The organism is Micromonospora sp. NPDC051543 (assembly GCF_044454415.1).
In the GTDB taxonomy this organism is placed as follows: domain Bacteria; phylum Actinomycetota; class Actinomycetes; order Mycobacteriales; family Micromonosporaceae; genus Micromonospora.
The window spans coordinates 349,693-369,513 of sequence record NZ_JBITDT010000002.1 but is presented as its reverse complement, the minus strand read 5'-3'; the positions used below and the strand labels follow the sequence as shown (position 1 = coordinate 369,513).

The window sequence follows — 19,821 nt, the reverse complement described above, 5'->3', positions numbered from 1 at the left end:
CATCATCACTGCATGGGGGAGAACGGTTGGCGCTGGAGCGACGCATGGATCTTCGTGTCGTTGGTCATCGCGAGCGGCGCCGGACGGCACCGACGGTCCGCGACCAGCCGCCGCCCGGAGGGCGTACGTCTGACCGACGTGCTGTCCACCGCCGACCACCTCAACCACGCGATTCCCGAACGACACGAGGTGGAGGCCGCGGTCCAGCGGCTGGTCGGCGCGGGCCTGGTCACCGTCGCCGACGGGTGGTTCCGCATCACCGCCGAGGGTGAGCAGCTCTGGCGCAGCCGGCCCCGGGCCGGCGTCGCCACGATGGTGGACACCGTGCAGGGGGTCCTGAGCCGCCGGCACGCGCCCGGCAGCGCCGACTGGATCCTGGAGGAGGCCGACCACGCGGCGGCCGTGCAGGAGTACGCGGTCCGCTCGATCCCCACGCCCCGCCGCTCCCCCGAGGGCCACTCCGGCGGCCACTGACCTCTGTCGTGGCGATGTTCAGCGCGGCAGATGTGGCCGGGGGTCAACGACAGCGGACCGGCACAGCGGGTAGCGGCAGGACCAGCAGGTGCGTGGGTGTGCCGTCGGGCATCGCCGAATCGCCGACCTGCCGCCAACCCGCGCGCTGGTAGATGGCGCGGGCCGGTGCGGCCGGGTTGGACGCGAGGGTCGCCCACCGCTCGACCCGCCCGTCGAGGATCCGGTTCATGAGTTGCGCGCCGATGCCCTCACCCCGCCGGCCGGGACGCACGATCCATTCCATGACCGCGAACTTGTCGACGGCGCGGAGATCGGCGGGCGGCTCGGCGGCGGCACGCGTCCACCAACGCCCGGCGGCCATCGTCGACCCGTACGCCGCACCGACCAGTTCGCCCGCGTCGTATGCCACCACGAGGGCGAAACCAGGGCGCCTCGTCTCACCAGGCAGGGCGGCGGCGAACGAGGCCACCTGATCCGGTCCCTCGACGTACGGCGGCTCCGCGTAGACGACCGCGTAGAGACCCACGAGCGCCGGGAGCACGGCCGTGGCCGATTCGCTGTCATGCATGGTGTATGTGACGGGCATGGCAGCAGAGCCTAGGCCCGGATCCGGTCGGCGAGATCAGTGAACGCGGTCCGGGATCGTTCCACTGCGGGTACCGCATCCGCGACCTGAGCGGCCACCGAGCGCAGCGAGTTGTTGTGCAGGTGGACCGGGAGCGCGTCAAGAGTTTCTGCCGCGTGCCGCAACCCGTCGGGAATGTACCCGCCCCGAATCAGCCGGGCAGCCTCATGCAGTTGCACCTGGGCACGTAGCCGCGCCTGCGATGCCGGATACAGGTGGAGGGCCAGATCCTGCGCGATCTCGGCGTCGGCCAGCCGGCCGGCGTGGGTGTACACCCACGACTCGGTGTGGTGGACCCGATGTTCCGGCCACCCCCACAGCGACTCCACGTCCCTCGCGGTCGCGGCCGGCAACCGCTGGGTGAGGTCGGCGAGTTGCCGCACCGTTGCCACCGCCTCCGTATGCCGCCCCGCCAACGACAGGGCTTGCGCCCGGCCGGCGAGCAGCCCGCAAGCCGCTGACGTGGCTTGCCGGCCCAGCAGCGGCACCACCTCGTCCGAGAGGGCGATGACTGTCGACGGTGGACGTCCGTCGTAGCAGCCGTTCACCACATCCCACGCCCGTACCAACACCTGGGTATCGGCGTCGCCGGATTCGTCGGCAACCCGATGGGCGGTCTGCCACCATCGACGACCCATTACGACCTGGCCCGACGCGACGAGGCTCAAAGCGACGATGACAGATAGTCGCGCGGCAGCCCGCAGGAGACCAGGGCGGCGCGCGCCGGCGTCAGCGGCGATCTGGTGCTGCAACACGGTCAGGTCAGCACTCAGATGGGCCATCATCGCGGGGCCGGGTTGCTGGTAGTAGCAGTGGCCGTAGTCGACCGCAATCTGCTCCCACTCGTCGTGCTCGGGGGTCACCGCGTCGCCGAGGCCGTGGCGAAGAGCTTCCAACCCCGCCAGGGGCGCGACGGCTGGGGCGGCGGCCAAGGCCGTCATGGCCCGCAGCATCGTGCGTCGGTGCAGGTCGGCGGTACCTGCCCGCTCCCTCCGGTACGCCTCGACGAGCGCGCCGTCGGCGTCCAATGCCCGGTCGCAGGCCGTGGCCAGCACTTCGGTGGGGCGGCGTGCACCGCGTTCCACCTGGGAGATGTGGCTGTACTGGAAATGGATGATGGCACCGAGCTGTCGCAGGGACAGTCCGGCGCTCTCTCGATGCTGCCTGAGCAACTTTCCGAAAGCGTCCATAGTCGGCTCCCAGCATGTGCAGGAGCGTGTGCACACCGCGCACGCCTGCCGTATGGGCAGCTTATCGGCCAGGCTCGACGTGTCACCCCCGCTGACAGAGACGCTTCCGGCGGGAGCGGCGGAACTGTCTCTGCCGTTCGGGTGGTACCCACATCTCTTGCCCTCGGAGCCGAGCATGAACGAAAGCTTTCAGGTGCCTGCGGGCACCCTGCTGCACCTGCTGGCATGGGAAATCAGCCCCAATCCCACTAACCGCGACGAACTGGTGTGGACGGTGGTGGTAGACAACCAACCGGTCGGCGGCATGGTGCGGCTGCGGGGACACACGTGTGCTGGCCCCGTACCGGACTGTGCGGGCGGGTGGTGCTTTGACGCACGGATTTCGGTCGCGGCGATCCGCGCGAACATGAGTGGAGCGCGGTGAGAGCGCCCGCCGCCGAGCAACTGGCCCGCTGGTGGCGGATTCTGGTCGAGCACGAGCCGCGACACGGGCGATGCCCGGTCTGCGGCACCCGTGCGCGGTGCTGGGCATGGGCGGGAGCATTCGCGGATCTGGTCGCGCACGACGCGTACCATCTGGGGCCGCCGTCACCCTGCGCCGACGGTCGGCGGTGACCGACGGTCACCGCCGTGGGGGCGGATACGGTCGCGAGCGTGATACCTGAGAGTCATCTTGATGCCTCTGAGGCATACCGCTCAACAGCACATCGACACCGCGGGGCAGCCGCAGCGGATCAGCGGCGTCGGTGTTCGAGTCGCGTGGGTCAGGGCCGCGGGCTGGCGTGCTTGACCTCGTCGATGAATGCCGTCCACGCCGCCACGGTCACGACCAGGGACGGGCCGCACGGGTCCTTGGAGTCACGGATGCCGACCGCGTGCGACGCCAGAGCAACTTCGACGCACTGCGCATTTTCGTTCAGGCTACGGCTGCTCTTGCGCCAGGTGGCGCTGGTCAAAAAGGCACGGTCCATCTGGTCCTCCTTCGCATGAGCTGCTAGCGCACCGGGTGGCCGCTGCGGCGCAGGGCGTCCTTGACCTCGCCCACCGTCAGCTCGCCGAAGTGGAAGACACTGGCCGCGAGGACCGCGTCGGCCCCGGCCCCGATCGCGGGCGGGAAGTGCGCCACCTCGCCGGCCCCTCCGCTGGCGACGACCGGCACGTCCACCACGGCCCGCACCGCGCCGATCAGTTCCAGGTCGAAGCCCGCCTTGGTGCCGTCGGCGTCCATCGAGTTGAGCAGGATCTCCCCCGCGCCCAGCTCGGCGACCCGCCGGGCCCAGTCCACCGCGTCGATGCCGGTGCCGCGCCGGCCACCGTGGGTGGTGACCTCGAACCCGCTGGGCGTGTCGCCCGTGGGCGCGCGGCGTACGTCGAGGGAGAGCACGAGCACCTGCCGGCCGAACCGGTCGGCGATCTCGGCGATCAGCTCCGGCCGCGCGATGGCGGCGGTGTTCACGCCGACCTTGTCGGCCCCGGCGCGCAGCAGCGTGTCGACGTCGCCGACCTGCCGGACCCCGCCGCCGACGGTCAGCGGGATGAAGACCGACTCGGCGGTGCGGCGTACCACGTCGAGCATGGTGCCCCGGTCACTCGACGACGCGGTGACGTCGAGGAAGGTCAGCTCGTCGGCGCCGGCCCGGTCGTACGCGGCGGCCAGCTCCACCGGGTCGCCGGCGTCGCGCAGGTCGAGGAAGTTGACCCCCTTGACCACCCGCCCGGCGTCCACGTCGAGACAGGGGATCACCCGTACCGCCACCGTCATGCCGTCAGCCTATCCTCCGCGCACGGCGCGGCGGCCGACCCGAGGGGGCCGACCGCCGTGCCGGACGTGCACGTCACACCCGGACGAGCATCTTGCCCAGGTTCTCGCCGCGCAGCAGGCCCAGGAACGCCGCCGGGGCGTTCTCGATGCCGTCGACGACGGTCTCGTCGTAGGAGAGTTTGCCCTCGCGCAGCCAGCCGGCGACGTCCTGGACGAACGTCGCGCGCACGTTGTTGTGGTCGTTGACCAGGAACCCGCGCAGGGTGAGCCGCTTGCCGATGACCAGCGCCAGGTTGCGCGGCGCGGCCGGCGGCTCGGTGGCGTTGTACTGGGCGATCATGCCGCAGATGGCGACCCGGCCGTGCAGGTTCAGGGCCGAGATCGCCGCCTCCAGGTGGTCGCCACCGACGTTGTCGAAGTAGACGTCGATGCCGTCCGGGGCGGCGGCGCGCAACGAGTCGCGGACCGGCCCGTCGTGGTAGTCGAACGCGGCGTCGAACCCGAGTGCCCGGAGCCGCTCGACCTTGGCGGCCGACCCGGCGCTGCCGATGACCCGGCCCGCGCCCTTGAGCTTGGCGATCTGACCCACCAGGCTGCCGACCGAGCCGGCCGCGGCGGAGACGAAGACCGTCTCGCCGGGCTTCATGGCGGCGACCTCCAACAGACCGGCGTACGCGGTGAGCCCGGGCATGCCGAGCACGCTCAGGTACGCGCTGGCCGGGGCGATGCTCGCGTCGACGGTACGGGCGCGACCGGCGTCGAGCAGCGCGTACTCCCGCCAGCCGAGCCCGTGCAGGACGGTCTCGCCCACGGCGATGTCGGGTGACTCGCTGGCCACCACCTCGCCGACGGCGGCCCCGTCCAGCGGGGCATCGAGCGCGAACGGCGGCACGTACGACTTGACGTCGTTCATCCGTCCCCGCATGTACGGGTCGACGGAGACGTACTGGTTGCGGACCACGATCTGGCCCGGTCCGGGCGTCGGGACGTCGGTCTCGACGAGCCGGAAGGTGTCCTCGGTGGGCCAGCCCTCGGGGCGGCGGGCCAGATGGATCTCGCGGTTGCTGGTCATCAGGGGGGCGTCCTCTCGTACGCGGGTGGGGTCCGGGGCCGCGACGGTCAGGCGGTCAGGGTCTCGCGGACGGTCAGCGCGACGTCGATGTTGCCGCGGGTGGCGTTCGAGTACGGGCAGACCTGGTGGGCCTGCTCGACGAGCTGCTCGGCGGTCTCCCGGGGGACGGCCGGCAGGTCCACGATGAGCTGGGCGGTGAGCCCGAAGCCACCGCTGCCGTTCGGGCCGATGCCGACCTCGGCGGAGACGACGGAGCCGGTCACGTCGGCCTTGGCGCGGCGGCCGACGATGCGCAGGGCGCTGTGGAAGCAGGCGGCGTAGCCGGCGGCGAAGAGCTGCTCGGGGTTGGTGGCGCCGCCCTCGCCACCCAGCTCCTTCGGCGACGCCAGGTCCATGGCGAAGGTGCCGTCGGAGGTCTCGACGTGGCCGTCCCGGCCGTCACCGGTGGCGGTCGCTGATGCGGTGTAGAGAACCTTCATGATGGTCACTGCTCCTTCTGTCGATGGACGGTCTCGGTGACCCGGGTGAGGGTGTCGCGCAACGCGACGAGCTCGTCGATGCCCAGGCCGGTGGCCTGGGCGATCCGCAGCGGAACGTCGGAGAGCCGCTCGCGCAACGCCCGACCCTGCTCGGTGAGGCTGACCTCGACCCGCCGCTCGTCGCGCGCCGCGCGTCGGCGCACCACCAGGCCCGCGCTCTCCAGCCGTTTGAGCAGCGGGGAGAGGGTGCCGGAGTCGAGTCGCAGCTCGGCGCCCAGCTCGGACACGGCGGGCGGGTCGTCGGGGCGTTCCCAGAGGACCAGCAGCACCAGGTACTGCGGGTAGGTCAGCCCGACCTCGTCGAGGATCGGCCGGTACACGTCGGTGAGGGCGCGCGACGCGGCGTAGAGCGCGAAGCACACCTGCCGGCGCAGCACCAGGTCATCGGTCACCGTTGAACCGTAGACCGCAATTAAGTTGTGCACAACCGATAGGTGCGGAGCGGGGCCGTGACGACCGCCACCGAAACGGTCAGCGGTCCCCTACGTACGCCTCCAACTCCACCTCGACCAGGTGCTCCGGATCGAGCAGACCGGCCACCACCACGAGCGTCGCCACCGGCCGCACCGCGCCGAAGACGGCGTTGTGCGCCCGACCCACCTCGTCGGCGTGCAGCCGGTCGGTCACGTACATCCGGGTCCGGATCACGTCACCCGGCTCCGCGCCCACCTCGGCGAGCGCGGCCAACCCGATCCGCAACGCCTGCGCGGTCTGCGCGGCGGCGTCCCCGACGTGCACCACCCGACCGTCCACGGTGGCCGTGCAGCCGGCCGTCAGGGCCAGGTCACCGGCGCGGACCACCCGCGAGTAGCCGTAGGTCTGTTCCCACGGGCCGCCCGAGCCCAGCCGGGTGACCGTCACGCCTCGGCCAGGGTGCGCAGCGCCTCGGCCACCGTGAACGCGCCCGCGTACAGCGCCTTGCCGGCGATCACGCCCTCCACACCCAGCGGCTCCAGCGTGGCCAGCGCCCGCAGGTCGTCCAGGGTGGACACGCCGCCGGAGGCGATCACCGGCCGGTCGGTACGGGCGCACACGTCCCGCAGCAGATCCAGGTTCGGCCCGCGCATCGTGCCGTCCTTGGTGATGTCGGTGACCACGTACCGCGTGGCCCCCGCCTTGTCCAGGCGCTCCAGCACCTCGTACAGGTCACCGCCGTCGCGGGTCCACCCCCGCGCGGACAGCGTCTGACCCCGGACGTCCAGCCCGATGGCGACCCGGTCGCCGTACTCACCCACCACCCGGTCGCACCACTGGGGGTTCTCCAGGGCTGCGGTACCGATGTTCACCCGGGCCGCCCCGGTGCCCAGCGCGGCGCGCAGCGACTCGTCGTCGCGGATCCCACCCGACAACTCCACCTGCACGTCCAACTGGCGCACCACCTCGGCGAGCAGGTGCGCGTTGGTGCCCCGACCGAATGCCGCGTCCAGGTCGACCAGGTGGATCCACTGGGCGCCGTCGCGCTGCCACGCCAGCGCCGCGTCCAGCGGGTCGCCGTAGACGCTCTCGCTGCCGGCGGCGCCCTGCACGAGCCGGACGGCCCGGCCGTCGGCGACGTCCACGGCGGGTAAAAGGGTCAGGCTCAACGTCTTCTCCTCGATCAGGTACGACGGTCCAGGGCGATCACCACGATCGCCGGCAGTACGAGCAGCAACAACACGATCAACGCGACACGAAGCGCCAGATCGTCGACGAACGTCCAGATCAGGATCATCGCCGCGCCGGTGAGCAGCACGATCGCCGCGCGCTCGCCCCGCGAGTGTCGGGCCAGCCGGCCCGAACGACCCCGCCGTACCTGCGGCGTCAACCGACGCAGAACCGCACGGCGGCGCTGCCGACGGGCCACCCGGCGCTGCCGGACCGCCCGCTCCCGCGCCAACTCCGCCTCACGTTCCGCCCGACGGCGGGCCCGTTCGCGACTCACCGCGACGCCCGTGGGGCGGACGCCGGGCGGTGTCGACGCTCAGTCACCGGAGGGCAGGGTGGCGAGCCAGTTGCGCAGCAGCGCGGCACCGGTGTCGGCGGACTTCTCCGGGTGGAACTGCGCCGCCGACAGCGGTCCACGCTCCACGGCCGCCACGAAGTCGGTGTCGTGGTGGGCCGTGGTCACCAGCGCGCCCGCGCCCGCCAACGCCGCCGGGTCGCCCATCGCGTACGAGTGCACGAAGTAGAAGCGGCTCTCGGCCGGCAACCCGGCGAACAGCACCGAACCCCGGGGCGCGCGGACCGTGTTCCAGCCCATGTGCGGCAGACGGTGCGCCGCCAACCGGGTCACCCCGCCGGGCAGCAGCCCGAGGCCCTTCGTCACGACCCCGTGCTCCTCGCCGTACTCGAAGAGCACCTGCATGCCCACGCAGATGCCGAGCACCGGCCGGCCCGCCGCCACCCGCTCCGCGATCACCGGGCCCGCGCCGAGCGCCTCGATACCCGCCATGCAGGCGGCGTACGCCCCGACGCCCGGCACCACGAGACCGTCCGCGGCGGCCGCCGCGACCAGGTCGTCGGTCACCCGGACGGTCGCGCCGGCCGCTTCGAGGGCCCGCTCCGCCGAGCGCAGGTTGCCCGAGCCGTAGTCGAGCACCACCACGTCGGCGGTCACGACCCCGACTCCGGGATCAGCCGCAGCACCCCGGCGGCCGTGGCGAGCAGCGCCAGCAGCGCGGTCACCACGACCGCGCCACGCGGAGCGCCCTGCCGGTGCAGCGACCACGCCCCACCCACCAGCACCCCGGCGAGGATCAGCAACAGAGTCGGCAACGCGGCACCCATCAGAGAGCACCCTTCGTGCTCGGGATCGCGCCCGCCGCGCGCGGGTCGATCGCCGTGGCCTCGCGCAGCGCCCGGGAGACCGCCTTGAACTGGGCCTCCACCACGTGGTGCGCGTCCGGGTGCCCACCGGGACGCGCCGCCCGCAGCACGTCGACGTGCAGGGTCACCCGGGCCGCCTGGCCGAACGACTCCCAGATGTGCCGGGTCATGCTCGTCGCGTAGACCGGCCCGATGTACGGCGCGAGCAGCGGCTCGTCGTGCACCACGTACGGGCGGCCGGACAGGTCCACCGCGGCCCGGACCAGCACCTCGTCCATCGGGACGGTCGCCGACCCGTACCGCCGGATGCCGGCCTTGTCGCCCAGCGCCTGGTCGAACGCGGCGCCCAGCGCGAGGGCCGTGTCCTCCATGGTGTGGTGCGCGTCGATCTCCAGGTCACCCACCGTGCGGACGGTCAGGTCGTAGCCGCCGTGCCGGGCGATCTGGTGGAGCATGTGGTCGTAGAAGCCCACGCCGGTGCTGATCTCGGCGGCGCCGGTGCCGTCGAGGTCGATCTCGACGAGGACCTTGGTCTCCTTGGTGATCCGCTCCACCCGGGCGGTCCGGCTCATTGCTTACCTTTCGGTCGCGACTGCGGGGCTCGCAAGCTCACTCCTCGCGCACCCATTGCACAGTCTCCATAGCAGTCAGAAAAGCGTCAGTCTCGGCGGGCGTGCCGGCGGTCACCCGTAGCCAGCCGGGCAGGCCGACGTCACGGACCAGCACCCCCTGCTCCAGCAGGGCGTGCCAGACGGTGGCCTGGTCGCCGCCGACCTCGAACAGCACGAAGTTGGCGTCACTGTCGGCCACCCGCAGCCCGCGAGCGCGCAGCGTCGCCACGATCCGGTCCCGCTGTGCCATCACGGCGGCCACCGTACCGAGCAGCGCGTCGCGGTGGGTCAGCGCCGCGCGGGCGGCGGCCTGGGTCAGCGCGGACAGGTGGTAGGGCAGGCGGACGAGCTGCACCGCCTCCACCACGGCCGGGTCGGCGGCCAGGTATCCCAGCCGGCCCCCGGCGAAGCCGAAGGCCTTGCTCATCGTGCGGGTCACCACGAGCCGCGGGTGGCCGGGCAGCACCGCGAGGGCGCTGACCGTGCCGGGCCGGGCGAACTCGGCGTACGCCTCGTCGACGACCACCATGCCGGGGGCGACGTCGAGCACGGCGGCGACGACCGCCGGGTCGAGGGCGGTGCCGGTCGGGTTGTTGGGTGAGCAGAGGAAGACCACGTCGGGTCGGTGCTCGCGGATCTGGCCGACCGCCTCGTCGGCGGTCAGCCCGAAGTCGACGCCGCGCCGCGCCGGCACCCACCGGGTGCCGGTGCCGAGGGCCAGCAGCGGGTGCATCGAGTACGACGGGACGAAGCCCAGCGCGCTGCGCCCCGGCCCACCGAACGCCTGCAGGAGCTGCTGCTGGATCTCGTTGGAGCCGTTCGCCGCCCAGACCTGCTCGACGGTGAGCCCGTGCCCCAGATATGCGGCCAGGTCGGCGCGAAGCGCCACCGCGTCCCGGTCCGGGTAGCGGTTCAGGTCCCGCAGCTCGGCGGCGAGCGCCTTGCCGATCGCGTCCACCACCGACTCGGGCACCGGGTAGGAGTTCTCGTTGGTGTTGAGCCGCACCGCCACGTCGAGCTGGGGCGCCCCGTACGGCGACAGGCCCCGCAGGTCGTCGCGGATCGGCAGATCGTCGAGGCCGCTCACGCCGACTCCTTGAGAAACCGGGCCTGGACGGCCTGGCCGTGCGCCGGCAGGTCCTCCACGGTCGCCAGGGTCACCACGTGCGGCGCCACGTCACGCAGCGCGGCCTCGGTGTACTCGATCAGGTGCACCCCGCGCAGGAAGGACTGCACCGACAGCCCCGAGGAGTGCCGGGCGCAGCCGCCGGTGGGCAGCACGTGGTTGGAACCGGCGCAGTAGTCGCCGAGCGACACCGGCGACCAGGCGCCCACGAAGATCGCCCCGGCGTTGCGGACGCGTAGCGCCCACTCCCGCGCGTCGACCGTCTGGATCTCCAGGTGCTCGGCCGCGTACGCGTCGACCACCCGCAGCCCGGCCTCGAGGTCGTCGACCAGGACCACGCCGCTCTGCTCGCCGGTCAACGCCGTGGTCACCCGCTCGGCGTGCTTGGTGGCCGGCACCTGCCGGGCCAGCTCGGCCTCGACCGCGTCGACCAGCGCCAGCGACGGGGTGACGAGCACGCTCGCCGCGAGCGGGTCGTGCTCGGCCTGGCTGATCAGGTCGGCGGCGACGTGCGCCGGGTCGGCGGTGTCGTCGGCCAGGATGGCGATCTCGGTCGGACCGGCCTCGGCGTCGATGCCGACCACACCGCGCAGCAGCCGCTTGGCGGCCGTCACCCAGATGTTGCCCGGGCCGGTGACCAGGTCGACGGGCTCGCAGCGCAGCTCACCGGCCGGGTCGACGGCGGAGCCGTACGCCAGCATCGCGACCGCCTGGGCGCCGCCGACCGCGTACACCTCGTCGACGCCGAGCAGCGCGCACGCGGCGAGAACCCGGGCGTCGGGCAGGCCGCCGTTGTCCTTCTGCGGCGGGCTGACCACCACCAGCGAACGCACTCCGGCCGCCTGGGCCGGCACCACGTTCATCACCACCGTCGACGGGTACATGGCCAGGCCGCCGGGGACGTAGAGGCCGACGCGGTCGACGGGCAGCCACCGTTCGGTGACCGTGCCGCCGGGCACCACCTGGGTGACGTGGTCGGTACGCCGCTGGTCGGCGTGCACCCGGCGGGCCCGACTGATCGACTCCAGCAGCGCCTCGCGCACCGCCGGGTCGAGCACCCCCTCGGCCTCGGCGATCGCCTCGACGGGCACCCGCAGCACCTCCGGCGAGATGCCGTCGAACCGCTCGCTGGCCTCCCGGATCGCCGGGTACCCATGCTCGCGGACCGCCTCCACCAGCGGGCGGATCCGCTCGACGGCAACGGACACGTCGAGCTGGGCACGGGGCAGCAGGCGGCGCGGGTCACCGAGACCGTCGCGCAGGTCGATCCGATTCAGCACCCTTGCGAGTCTAGGCGGCCCGTCCGTCGCCCACCCGAGCCGTCCGGTCGGCGGGACGGTGAGCCGGGCCACGCCGTCGCGGACGGGATTGGTTAGGCTCGACGGCGTGACCGCACGGCTGCCGGTGTTCCCGCTCGCAACGGTGCTCTTTCCCGGGTTGGTGCTGCCACTGCACATCTTCGAGGAGCGCTACCGGGCCCTGGTCCGGCATCTCGTCGACCTGCCCGAGGGCGCGCCGCGCGAGTTCGGCGTGGTCGCCATCCAGGCCGGCTGGGAGGTGGCCCCCACCGGGCCCGGCGCTCGCGCCGGCAACGGGGTCGGCGACGTCACCCTGCACGAGGTGGGCTGCACCGCCGAGTTGCGCCAGGTCACCGAGCTGGCCGACGGCGGCTTCGACATCGTCACGGTCGGCCGACGTCGATTCCGGATCGCCGACGTCGACGACGCCACCGCGCCGTACCTGACGGCCGCCGTGGAGTGGCTGCCCGAGGCCAGCGGGCCGGACGAGGTCGCCGACCTGCTGGCCGCCCGCGTGATCGCGGTGTTCCGGCAGTACCTGAGCCTGATCCGGCCCGACCCGGAGGAGATCTCCGAGCAGCTTCCGGAGGATCCGACGGTGTTGTCGCACCTGGTGGCGGCCACCGCCGCCCTGACCGTCGACGACCGGCAGCGGCTGCTCGCCATCGACGACACCGCCGCCCGGCTGCGCGCCGAGCTGCGGCTGCTCAACCGCGAGGCGGCTCTGCTGCGCCAGGTGCGGGCGGTTCCGGTGCCGTTGTCGGAGCTGGCGTCCCCGCCGACACCCAACTGAACGACGCCGGGTCGGGCTCCGGGCGCAGCGACGGCCACCGCGACCAGCCGGCCAGCAGGGTGTACGTGACGGCGGCACCGAAGGCCGGCAGCAGCAGGTTGCCGTGCGGCACCGGCAGCACGTGCCCGAGCCAGTCGATCCCGCCGGCCCGCAGGTCGGCGGGTTTGGTGAAGGCCTGCCCCGCCGGGGCGCTCTGCAACAGCCGGTCGAACGTCGCCAGCCCGACCCGACGCCCCACCTGCCAGGCCACCGGGGCCGCGGCGAGCGCGCCCAGCACCGCGCCGAGCAGTCCGACGGGGCCGCGTCGCCGACGCAGCAGGAACCACAGGGCCAGCGCGGCGAGCACGCCGAACGCCAGCCCGAGCAGGCTGAACCAGCCGTCGGCGGCGATCGGCTGCTCCGGCTGGGGCTCGGCGTAGATCGCCCCCTCGGCGGTCTTGAGCACCGGGGTGTCCGGCGCGAACGCCGCCCAGAGCAGCCCGAGCGGTGCGCCCAGCACGGCCAGGGCGAGCGCCGCGCCGAGCACCGTCGCCACCGTCCGCAACGGCCGGCGCGGCTCGTCGGGGGTCAGCTCCGCCCCGCTCGGGTACGCCGTCACGGCGGCACTCCCGTCGGGAACCGACCCGAACGGCGGCCCGGCGGACTCGCTGGGCGCACCCGTCCACCCGGGCGCGCTCGACGCACTCGGCGCGGCCGGCGCGGCCGAGCCGGACGCGGTCGACTCGTTCGTCGCGGACGGCGGCGGCACCGCCGACCCGGTGGGCGGGGCGGACTCGCTCGGCGGCGGCACGGCCGCCGGTCGGGGTGGCGCGGGGCGGTCGTCGGAGATGTCCGCGTGCCGCTCAGGGTCGGGGTTGTCCGGGCTCACCCGATGATCCTCTCAGGCCCCGCCACGGACCGGGGCGCCGGTGGCGGCGAACCAACTCACCGGGCGAACGGCTCCGCCATGGCCGCGGCGGCGCGCAGCCACGCCTGGCGGGTCTCCGGCTGGAGCTGGTGGTACTCGATCGACGAGCCGGTCTCCAACGCCGGGTCGTACGGCACCACGGCCACCGCGCGGGTACGCGTGGCGAAGTGCCGTTCCAGGTCGTCCTGTAGTGCCGAGCGGCCGGCAGTAGGGCAGGAGATGAGGGTGATCGCGTTGTCGGCCAGCTCGCCCATCCCCTCCTCGTGCAACAGGTCGAGCATCCAGTCGGCGCTGAACGCCGCGTCCTCGCGGGGCACGGTGGTGACCACCAGTTGGTCGGCGGCGTGCATCACGGTGCGCCAGTTGGGGCTCTCCACGTTGTTGCCGGTGTCCACGCAGATCACGTCGTGCGTACGCCGTAGCAGCTCGAGCACCCGCTTGACGGTGAACTGGTCGAGCCGCTGGGCGAAACGGGGGCTCTCCTCGCCGGCCAGCACGTCGTACGAGCCGTCGGAGGCGTGCCGCAGGTAGTCGTCCAGCCGCTCCAGCAGCGTCGCGCCCTCCAGGATCTCGATCTGGGCGAGGTCGCTGACCAGGTGTCGGATGGTGCGGGCGTGCCGGGCGCTGCCGGCTCGCAACCCGAGGGTGCCCCGCAGTTCGTTGTCGTCCCAGGCCAGTACGCCCCGCCCCCGCACGCTGCCGACGGTGGCGGCGGCGAGCACGGTGGCGGTGGTCTTGTGCACCCCGCCCTTGGGGTTGGCGAACGCGAACACCCGGGGTGTGCCCAGTTCTCGGCGGAGCACCCCGGTGGCGCGCTCGGTCTCCTGGTCGACGCCCTGCGGGCGCCACTCGACGCGGGCCGGGTAGCCGCGCTCGGCGAGGGCCGAGCCGGGCGGGGTGACCACCGCGACCGGTGGCGGCGCGACCGGCGGGGCGGGTGGTGGAACGACCGGCGGTGGCGCGATGGCAGGGGCGGGTGTCACCGGCGGCGGGGGCGCCGGGTAGCCGGTCTCCGGCTGGTAACCGGTCTCCAGCAGCGCGTACCGGGATTCGCCGACGGGATTGCCCGGCCGGTAGCCGTTGTCCAGGATGGCGTAGCGCGACTCCGGCTCGGCGCGGCGCGGCGGCTCGGGCTCGGCCGGGTAACCCGGCTCGGCCCGGTACGTCGGCTCGGCCCGGTAGCCGGGCTCGGCGCGGTACGTCGGCTCGGAGCGGTACGTCGGCTCGGCGCGGTAGTCCGGCTCGGACCGGTACCCGGGTTCCGCGCGGTACGCGGGCTCGGCACGGTAGTCCGGCTCGGACCGGTACGCCGGCTCGGCACGGTAGTCCGGCTCCGAGCGGTACGCCGGTTCGGCACGGTAGTCCGGCTCCGAGCCGTATCCCGGTTCGGCACGGTAGGCGGGGTCGACCCGGTACGTCCCCTCGGCCCGGTAACCGGGCTCCTGGCCGTACGACAGATCGGCCGGATGCCCGATGGCCGACGCGCGCCCCGCGTAGCCGTTGGGGGCCGCGCGTCGCGGCAGTGGGTCCGGGGCCGCCTCGTCGGCACGGCGCTCGGGCTCGGGCTGCTCCGCCGCCCGACCGCCCAGCCGGGCACGGTCGAGCAACGCCCGCCACCTCGGCGCTGGTTCGGCCGGCCGGCCCCAGCCGGTCTCACTGCCCTCCACGGCCCGCCCTCCCAGCGCCATCGATCTCTGCCTGACAGGCTACGAACCAAACCCTATTCGGACCACTCCTGCGGACGCACGCCGCCCGGCGTAGATCACGGCGGGGAGGTTGCCAGCAACCCGGTATCCGTCGCGTCCGGGGAGGTGGTGAGTGCCGGCGGGGCCGGCTCGGTGGACTGCGCCGGGGTCGGCTCGGGTGACGCAATCGTTACGAGCGGTGCGGGTTCCGACGATTCGCCCATCGGCACCGGCGGCCTCGGCGTGCTCGACGTCGACCCGTCGCTCGGGCGCGGCGTCGGCGTCGGACTCGGCCCGGTGTCGACCGGCGGCCGGACCACGTCGCTCTGCTCCGGCAGTGGCGGCGTGAAGACCGTACGGTCGAGCCGGTGCACCTCGGGTGCCGGATCGACGGCCCGCACGTCCGGGTGGGCGGCCACCCGGCGCAGCGCCTCCGGCGCGGCGCGCACCACCGCCGCGTACACGCAGGCGCACCCGGCCCGGTACGCCCGCGCCTCGGCGCTCGCCACGTCGGCACCGACGACGTACCGCTCGCGCAGCTCGCGCTCGGCGACGCCGTCGCCGCTCACCGCAGCGGCCCGTGCCCGGTAGTCGGCGGCCTCGCCGTCCTTGCGGGCGGCCACGCGTTCCATCTGCGCGACCACGTCGTCGGGCACCCGCAGGGCGGGCATCCGGACGATCTCGGTCTGCCGACCCGGCAGTGGCACCCGCCCGAAGACCGTCGAGACCGGGACGTCGCCGAGCACCGTCGCCAGTCGCTGCGGTGGCACGTACGCGTCGAGCGTCACCAGCGCGTACGTGCCGTCCACGGCGGCCGGAGCGGTCGGGCCCAACGCGGCCAGGTCGGCCGCGGCGGAGCTGAGGTAGCCCGGCACGGAGTCGCCGTCGGCCACCCCGACGCGGGTCACCTCGCCCACCGTCGGGTCGCTGACCGGTGCGTCGTCGACGGCCCAGACCGCGGTGCCCAGCACCGCCGCCGCCGAGAGCACGGCGACCCAGGAGAGCACGCCGGACCGCGTCGGACGATCACCGAGACGGACCACCGCCCGGGTCAACGGCGGCAGCAGCCGTTGGTCCAGCTGCCGCAGCAGGTCGCCGGCGCGCACGGGCGAAATCCCCTCGTCGGATCGATGTCGGGTGGTCGCCGCTCAGTCACGCAGGATCTCAAGCGCACGTTCCAGATCGTCAGGGTAGTCGCTGACGAACCGGACCTCGTCCCCCGAACGGGGATGCAAGAAGCTCAGTTCGCGGGCGTGCAGCCACTGACGGGCCAGGCCGAGACGGGCCGAGAGGGTGGGGTCGGCGCCGTACGTGAGGTCACCGACGCAGGGGTGTCGCAGGGTGGAGAAGTGCACCCGGATCTGGTGGGTCCGGCCGGTCTCCAACCGGACGTCGACCAGGCTGGCGGCCGGGAACGCCTCGAGGGTGTCGTAGTGGGTGATGCTCGGCTTGCCGCCGGACACCACGGCCCAGCGGTAGTCGTGGGTCGGGTGCCGGTCGATCGGCGCGTCGACGGTGCCGCGCAGCGGGTCCAGGTGGCCCTGCACCACGGCGTGGTAGCCCTTGTCGACCTCGCGGTACTTGAAGGCCCGCTTCAACGCGGTGTACGCCTGCTCGCTCTTGGCCACCACCATGATGCCGGTGGTGCCCACGTCGAGGCGGTGCACCACGCCCTGACGCTCGGCGGCGCCGCTGGTGGAGATGCGGTGGCCGATCGCGGCGAGCGCGCCGATCACCGTCGGGCCGGTCCATCCCGGGCTGGGATGCGCGGCCACCCCGACGGGCTTGTCCACCACGACGATGTCGTCGTCGGCGTAGACGACGCGCAGGCCCGGTACCGCCTGCGGCACCACGGTCGGCGGCGCGACCGGCGCGGGCAGCGTGACGTCCAGCCAGGAGCCGGCCTTGACCTTGTGGGAGTTGGGGCGGGCGGCGCCGTCCACGAGGGCGTCGCCCGCGTCGACGAGGGCGGCCGCGGCCGTCCGGGAGAGACCGAACAGCCGGGACACCGCCTGGTCCAGGCGCATGCCGTCGAGACCGTCGGGTACGGGCAGGGAACGGTGGTCGCCGCCGGCGGCGAAGGCGGAGGTCATGCCCGCTCCCGCTGTTCGGCGTCGGCGGTGGCGTTCGCGTCGCCGCTGGCGCCGTCACCACCGGCCCGCCGGCCGTCGCGCTGCCGACCGGTCAGCTCCAGCAGTACGGCCAGCACCACGCCACAGACGAGCGAGCTGTCCGCCAGGTTGAACACCGGGAAGTACTCGCCGTACGGCCCGAAGACGCTGATCATGTCGACCACGTGCCCGTGGAAGGGCGCGGGCGCCCGGAAGATCCGGTCCATGAGGTTGCCCAGCGCGCCGCCGAGCACCAGGCCGAGGGAGATCGCCCACGGCAGCGAGCGCAGCCGCAGCGCCATCCAGACGATCCAGCCGACCACACCGATGGTGATCAGCGGGAACACCCAGGTGTAGTTCGCCCCGATGCTCCACGCGGCGCCGCTGTTGCGGGTCAGGCTCAGGTAGACCAGCCCGCCCAGGATCCGGACCGGCTCGCGGTCGGTGAGGCCCGCCAGTGCGAGGTGCTTGGTCACCAGGTCGGCCAGCAGGGCCACCAGGGCCACTCCGGCGAGGATCGCGACAGCCCGGGGGCGGGCTTTGCCGCCGCCCGGGTCGGTGCGGCCGGGTTCGGCGGGCGGTGCTGCGGTCATGCGCTCCCCATCGAGGTGTCTCGGCGGTGATCGCTCACCGTCTCGTCGCAGACGGGGACCGGGCCTTCAGCGCCGCTCCTCCAACTGCTTGCACGTCACACACAGGGTGGCCGACGGGAAGGCGGCGAGGCGCTCCACCGGGATCGGGTTGCCGCACCGCTCGCACCAGCCGTAACCACCCTCGTCGAGGCGCTCCAGGGCGCGCTCGACCTGCGTGATCCGTTCCAGAATGCTGTTGGCGAGAGAGATCTCCTGCTCCCGCTCGAAGGTCTTGGTGCCGGTGTCGGCCTGGTCGTCCCCGGCCGAGTCCGTCAACCGCTCGCGCTGCAGCTCGGTGATCTCGCTCAGCGTCTGATCGTACTCGGCGCGAAGCTCGTCCCGCCGCGCCGCCAGCGCCGCCCGGATCTTCTCGGTCTCCGCCGCGCTGCGGGTGGCCTTGGCCACCGGCTTGCGGCCGGCGGTCCTGGTGTCGGCTGGCTTCGCCATGGGTCGCTCCCTCGGCCGGGGAGCCGCGCGGTCGCGGCACCTGGTCAGGGGGCGCCGACGAAGGCGTCCCCTGAGTACGAAAAGGGGCGCACGGCGACAATGGCCGCGCACTCCCGAGGTTGGCAAGAATACGGAACGTACAGGCGTCCGACAACGTGGCGCACCGTCGCACCGCTCAACCGCCCCGAGCCCTGCCTAACTGGGGCAAAGGGAACGCTAGCAGATCAACCGACCGCTTCATCTCCGTACTCGCCAAACCATCGGGCCAGCCGACCCCGTCGGCTGACGGCCCGCAGCCGCCGTTCGGCGGCGTCGCGTACCCCACCGGTGGCAACGATCAACAGGCTGTCGCCGGTCTTCAGCCGGGTGTCCGGGCCGGGCACGAAACCCACCCCGTCGCGCAGCACCAGGGTCACCGAGGCGCCCAGCGGCAGCCGCAGCTCGTCGACGTGCACGCCGGCCAGCCGGGAGCCCGGCGGCACCTCCAGTTGCAACAGGTCGGCGCGCATCCGCTCGAGCGGCGCCGTCTCCACGTGGATCTCGGCGGCCTCCGCCGGCGCGGTGGTCCCCAGCCGACGGGCGAACGGACCGAGCGTGCTCGTCTGCACCAGCGTGAAGATCACCACCAGCACGAAGACCGCGTCGAAGAGGCGTTCCGCGCCCGGCACGTGTTGCGAGAGCGGGATGGTGGCCAGCACGATCGGCACCGCCCCGCGCAGCCCGGCCCAGGACAGGAACGCCTGCTCCCGCAGGCCCACCCGGAACGGCAACGCCGAGACCGCCACCGACAGCGGCCGGGCCAGCAGCACCAGCGCCAGACCGGCGACCACCGCCGGCAGCACCGCGGCGTCCAACCGGCCGGGCGCGGCCAGCAGGCCGAGCAGCACGAACAGGCCGATCTGCGCGAGCCAGGCCAGCCCGTCGGCGAAGCCGAGGATCGCCTGTCGGTGCGGCAGGCGGGCGTTGCCCAGCAGCACCCCCGCCACGTAGACGGCGAGGAAGCCCGAGGCGTGCAGCACGGCGCCGGCGGCGTACGCCAGGACGGTGATCCCCACCGCCGCGATCGGGTACAGGCCGGCCGAGGGCAGCGCCGCCCGGCGCAGCGCCCAGGTGCCGCCGAGGCCCACACCCACGCCCACCGCCGCGCCGACGCCCAGCTCGTAACAGAGCAACGCGACCTCGTACCACCACGGATGCGACAGGCCCCGGTGCGACAGCAGCACCACCAGCAGCACCACCGGGGCATCGTTCATGCCCGACTCGGCCTCCAGGGTGGCCACCAGCCGCGGTGGCAACCGCAGCCGCCGCAGGGTGGCGAACACCGCCGCCGCGTCGGTGGAGGAGAGCACCGCGCCGTAGAGCAGCGCCAACCGCCAGTCCAGACCCAACAGCAGGTGTACGGCGACGCCGACCACCACGATGCTCACGACCACGCCGACCGTGGAGAGCGCCGACGCCAACGCGAGCACCGGACGCAGCGTGCTCCACCGCGCGGTGAGGCCGCCCTCGGCGATGATCACGATCAGCGCGCAGAAGCCGAGGGTCCGGGTCAGGTCGACGTCGTCGAAGCGGATACCGAGCCCGGCCTCGCCGATGGCCACGCCGAGCGCCAGGTAGACCAACAGGCTGGGCACCCCGAGGCGGGTCGAGAGCCGGACCGCGCCAACCGCCACCAGCAGCACGGCCGCGCCCAGCAACAGCGCGATGTCCAGCCCGGGCGTCACGGTCGCCGGGCCCGGGCGGT

Annotated in this window: 25 protein-coding genes; 3 read left to right on the top strand and 22 right to left on the bottom strand. The window is 73.2% G+C overall.

The annotated features are described in order from the left end of the window. The first annotated feature begins 12 nt into the window (after nt 1–12). Nucleotides 13–474 (top strand): hypothetical protein, encoded by a 462-nt coding sequence (locus ACIA3K_RS04780; RefSeq protein WP_355049493.1) that lies wholly within the window; start codon nt 13–15, stop codon nt 472–474. Between the two features lie 43 nt (nt 475–517). Here ACIA3K_RS04780 and ACIA3K_RS04775 read toward each other — a convergent pair whose 3' ends face one another. Together ACIA3K_RS04775 and ACIA3K_RS04770 are read right to left on the bottom strand one after the other, a co-directional pair. Further along, the gene (locus ACIA3K_RS04775; protein ID WP_396799218.1) at nt 518–1,060 is read right to left on the bottom strand and encodes a GNAT family N-acetyltransferase; all 543 of its coding nucleotides are present in this window, start codon (nt 1,058–1,060) and stop codon (nt 518–520) included. A gap of 11 nt (nt 1,061–1,071) precedes the next feature. Continuing rightward, a complete protein-coding gene (locus ACIA3K_RS04770; protein WP_396799217.1) occupies nt 1,072–2,289 on the bottom strand; it encodes a multiprotein-bridging factor 1 family protein in 1,218 nt (405 codons plus the stop codon). Nucleotides 2,290–2,464: 175 nt separating this feature from the next. Between ACIA3K_RS04770 and ACIA3K_RS04765 the strand changes: the two genes are divergently transcribed. Beyond that, nucleotides 2,465–2,713: a hypothetical protein gene (locus ACIA3K_RS04765; RefSeq protein ID WP_396799216.1), complete on the top strand. Its 249-nt coding sequence runs from the start codon at nt 2,465–2,467 to the stop codon at nt 2,711–2,713. Between the two features lie 340 nt (nt 2,714–3,053). On the opposite strand, the gene ACIA3K_RS04760 is transcribed toward ACIA3K_RS04765, so the two are convergent. The 13 genes from ACIA3K_RS04760 to hisD form a co-directional block, all read right to left on the bottom strand. Further along, a complete protein-coding gene (locus ACIA3K_RS04760) occupies nt 3,054–3,260 on the bottom strand; it encodes a DUF397 domain-containing protein (RefSeq protein ID WP_396799215.1) in 207 nt (68 codons plus the stop codon). A 23-nt stretch (nt 3,261–3,283) separates the two neighbouring features. Then, complete coding sequence (hisF, locus tag ACIA3K_RS04755; protein WP_396799214.1) at nt 3,284–4,051, bottom strand: imidazole glycerol phosphate synthase subunit HisF; 768 nt, start codon at nt 4,049–4,051, stop codon at nt 3,284–3,286. Between the two features lie 73 nt (nt 4,052–4,124). After that, complete coding sequence (locus tag ACIA3K_RS04750) at nt 4,125–5,123, bottom strand: NADP-dependent oxidoreductase (protein WP_396799213.1); 999 nt, start codon at nt 5,121–5,123, stop codon at nt 4,125–4,127. Nucleotides 5,124–5,170: 47 nt separating this feature from the next. Continuing rightward, nucleotides 5,171–5,602 (bottom strand): organic hydroperoxide resistance protein, encoded by a 432-nt coding sequence (locus tag ACIA3K_RS04745; protein ID WP_396799212.1) that lies wholly within the window; start codon nt 5,600–5,602, stop codon nt 5,171–5,173. Between the two features lie 5 nt (nt 5,603–5,607). Continuing rightward, the gene (locus ACIA3K_RS04740; RefSeq protein ID WP_396799211.1) at nt 5,608–6,054 is read right to left on the bottom strand and encodes a MarR family winged helix-turn-helix transcriptional regulator; all 447 of its coding nucleotides are present in this window, start codon (nt 6,052–6,054) and stop codon (nt 5,608–5,610) included. Between the two features lie 79 nt (nt 6,055–6,133). Beyond that, complete coding sequence (locus ACIA3K_RS04735) at nt 6,134–6,523, bottom strand: RidA family protein (RefSeq protein WP_396799210.1); 390 nt, start codon at nt 6,521–6,523, stop codon at nt 6,134–6,136. Next, nucleotides 6,520–7,245, bottom strand: coding sequence for a bifunctional 1-(5-phosphoribosyl)-5-((5-phosphoribosylamino)methylideneamino)imidazole-4-carboxamide isomerase/phosphoribosylanthranilate isomerase PriA (priA, locus tag ACIA3K_RS04730; RefSeq protein WP_396799209.1), 726 nt, complete (start codon nt 7,243–7,245; stop codon nt 6,520–6,522). The genes ACIA3K_RS04735 and priA overlap by 4 nt, the downstream gene beginning before the upstream one ends. A 14-nt stretch (nt 7,246–7,259) precedes the next feature. Beyond that, on the bottom strand, nt 7,260–7,583 hold the full coding sequence (locus ACIA3K_RS04725) for a hypothetical protein (RefSeq protein ID WP_355049486.1): 324 nt from the start codon (nt 7,581–7,583) through the stop codon (nt 7,260–7,262). Between the two features lie 39 nt (nt 7,584–7,622). Then, complete coding sequence (hisH, locus tag ACIA3K_RS04720) at nt 7,623–8,258, bottom strand: imidazole glycerol phosphate synthase subunit HisH (protein ID WP_396799208.1); 636 nt, start codon at nt 8,256–8,258, stop codon at nt 7,623–7,625. Further along, nucleotides 8,255–8,428 carry a hypothetical protein gene (locus tag ACIA3K_RS04715; RefSeq protein WP_266244462.1) on the bottom strand — a complete coding sequence of 58 codons (174 nt, stop codon included), beginning with the start codon at nt 8,426–8,428 and terminating at the stop codon, nt 8,255–8,257. Before ACIA3K_RS04715 ends, hisH begins: the two co-directional genes overlap by 4 nt. Continuing rightward, nucleotides 8,428–9,039 carry an imidazoleglycerol-phosphate dehydratase HisB gene (gene hisB / locus ACIA3K_RS04710; protein ID WP_355049484.1) on the bottom strand — a complete coding sequence of 204 codons (612 nt, stop codon included), beginning with the start codon at nt 9,037–9,039 and terminating at the stop codon, nt 8,428–8,430. Before hisB ends, ACIA3K_RS04715 begins: the two co-directional genes overlap by 1 nt. Nucleotides 9,040–9,076: 37 nt before the next feature. Then, nucleotides 9,077–10,165: a histidinol-phosphate transaminase gene (locus ACIA3K_RS04705; RefSeq protein ID WP_396799207.1), complete on the bottom strand. Its 1,089-nt coding sequence runs from the start codon at nt 10,163–10,165 to the stop codon at nt 9,077–9,079. Beyond that, nucleotides 10,162–11,484, bottom strand: coding sequence for a histidinol dehydrogenase (gene hisD / locus ACIA3K_RS04700; protein WP_396799206.1), 1,323 nt, complete (start codon nt 11,482–11,484; stop codon nt 10,162–10,164). Before hisD ends, ACIA3K_RS04705 begins: the two co-directional genes overlap by 4 nt. Nucleotides 11,485–11,590: 106 nt before the next feature. Between hisD and ACIA3K_RS04695 the strand changes: the two genes are divergently transcribed. After that, nucleotides 11,591–12,295 carry an LON peptidase substrate-binding domain-containing protein gene (locus tag ACIA3K_RS04695; RefSeq protein ID WP_396799204.1) on the top strand — a complete coding sequence of 235 codons (705 nt, stop codon included), beginning with the start codon at nt 11,591–11,593 and terminating at the stop codon, nt 12,293–12,295. Here the strand turns inward: ACIA3K_RS04695 and ACIA3K_RS04690 are convergent. The 7 genes from ACIA3K_RS04690 to ACIA3K_RS04660 form a co-directional block, all read right to left on the bottom strand. Beyond that, complete coding sequence (locus ACIA3K_RS04690) at nt 12,210–13,163, bottom strand: DUF2567 domain-containing protein (protein WP_396799203.1); 954 nt, start codon at nt 13,161–13,163, stop codon at nt 12,210–12,212. The genes ACIA3K_RS04695 and ACIA3K_RS04690 overlap by 86 nt on opposite strands. 56 nt (nt 13,164–13,219) lie before the next feature. Then, on the bottom strand, nt 13,220–14,890 hold the full coding sequence (locus ACIA3K_RS04685; protein WP_396799202.1) for an AAA family ATPase: 1,671 nt from the start codon (nt 14,888–14,890) through the stop codon (nt 13,220–13,222). A 74-nt stretch (nt 14,891–14,964) separates the two neighbouring features. Continuing rightward, entirely contained in the window at nt 14,965–15,993 is a 1,029-nt protein-coding gene (locus ACIA3K_RS04680; protein WP_396799201.1) for a hypothetical protein, read from the bottom strand. Nucleotides 15,994–16,035: 42 nt separating this feature from the next. Beyond that, nucleotides 16,036–16,980: an RluA family pseudouridine synthase gene (locus tag ACIA3K_RS04675; RefSeq protein ID WP_355049478.1), complete on the bottom strand. Its 945-nt coding sequence runs from the start codon at nt 16,978–16,980 to the stop codon at nt 16,036–16,038. Beyond that, entirely contained in the window at nt 16,977–17,591 is a 615-nt protein-coding gene (lspA, locus tag ACIA3K_RS04670; protein WP_396799200.1) for a signal peptidase II, read from the bottom strand. Before lspA ends, ACIA3K_RS04675 begins: the two co-directional genes overlap by 4 nt. A gap of 66 nt (nt 17,592–17,657) precedes the next feature. Next, a complete protein-coding gene (locus ACIA3K_RS04665; RefSeq protein WP_355049476.1) occupies nt 17,658–18,077 on the bottom strand; it encodes a TraR/DksA C4-type zinc finger protein in 420 nt (139 codons plus the stop codon). Nucleotides 18,078–18,301: 224 nt separating this feature from the next. Then, nucleotides 18,302–19,801: a potassium/proton antiporter gene (locus ACIA3K_RS04660; RefSeq protein WP_396799199.1), complete on the bottom strand. Its 1,500-nt coding sequence runs from the start codon at nt 19,799–19,801 to the stop codon at nt 18,302–18,304. Between the last annotated feature and the right edge of the window lie 20 nt (nt 19,802–19,821).